We start from the raw sequence: 1,250 nt of genomic DNA, 5'->3' as shown, positions 1-1,250 counted from the left end.
AATTATACAAAGATGATTGTGAATTGAAAAATAATTAATAAGCCCTAGAGCAACAGTTGAGTTGAAAGTACATTTCCTTAGAGTTTGATTTGAGTGTCTCAAGAACTCAACTTAGTGCTTTCATTTAATTCCTTTTCGCAGCCGTTGCTTCCAGTCAAAAAGCCTCACTACTCTTACGCCTTGTAAGTAGACGACCAGCCAAACAACTTACGTAAACGTTGGGAGGGATTGAATTTAAAAACCCAACTTTCTCGTTCTACTCTTACATAAAAAGTTCCAAAGTTACGTAAGGAAACACTGTCTCCCTGTTTGAGCGATTCATAAATTTCTTCAAGCGTTGCATCAATGACTTCTTCCACAATGCCAGTTTCTTTGCACACTCGTTGGGACACACGGCGTACCAGTTCTTTCTTGTCGATAGACATCTTTACGTCAATTCACTCTTTAATTAAATTTGAGTCTTGATTCATTATCATTAATTTGGGAAACTTCTCTGCCAAATTTTGTCCAAAATAATAATGACACCAAAACTCAGCAATTTCCAGCAGCTTTGGAGCAGATTCAGGAATTAAACCCGAACCATACTGAGGCTCATAAGATTCTGTATATTCTCTAGCTAATTTATAAGCATAGTAGGGAAAATCCCGTTCAACAAAACAGCGAATAGCATAATCTAGTTTGAGCAGATAACCACTCTTGACAAAATGTACAGTAGTCCAATGAACGTTGCGGAAATCATCTCCCTGCAACTCATCAATTTGCCTCAATAACTTCTGTAGAGATTGCTTTCCTTCATAAGTGGGAGTTTCTAGGTAGCGTTCCATCTCTGCAATGGCATCGGCAATTATGGTTTTGTGAATTTCCCATTCAGAGGGACTGAGATTACTGGGACAGGAATCATCTTCTGTTTGCCTTCGTACCACTTTTGCAAGGTAGAGAGCAAATTGTTCGGCTGCAACTTCATCCTGACAAAGGCTTTTGATGCTGGTTAATCGGGTGATAGGTAGCGCAAATATAATATTCTCGGTGCGGAGTTGTTTAGCCGCTTCAACCCACTTTTTAATTTTGGTGGCGATCGCTGTCTGGGTATTTTTCTGTTTCATGGGAATATATAAAACAATATAATTTATTCTCAAAAATCCTCAAAATTCTATCCTAGATAATTCTTGAGTACGATTATCACATCTCAAGACAATTACTAATAACACTGATTAGATATTACAGCATAACAATAACTTATAATTATTAGG

At 37.4% G+C, this 1,250-nt stretch carries 2 protein-coding genes; both read right to left on the bottom strand.

The genetic code is table 11. The annotated features are described in order from the left end of the window. Positions 1-173: 173 nt before the first annotated feature. A complete protein-coding gene (locus GNE10_RS34615) occupies positions 174-425 on the bottom strand; it encodes an HU family DNA-binding protein (protein ID WP_015136522.1) in 252 nt (83 codons plus the stop codon). A gap of 12 nt (positions 426-437) precedes the next feature. Beyond that, complete coding sequence (locus GNE10_RS34610; protein ID WP_185570518.1) at positions 438-1,103, bottom strand: hypothetical protein; 666 nt, start codon at positions 1,101-1,103, stop codon at positions 438-440. Positions 1,104-1,250 lie beyond the last annotated feature (147 nt).

This window comes from Nostoc sp. 2RC, from assembly GCF_014222165.1.
Taxonomy (GTDB): Bacteria; Cyanobacteriota; Cyanobacteriia; order Cyanobacteriales; family Nostocaceae; genus Nostoc; species Nostoc linckia.
The sequence above is the reverse complement of the archived record's forward strand: the minus strand, read 5'-3'. Positions and strand labels throughout refer to the sequence as shown.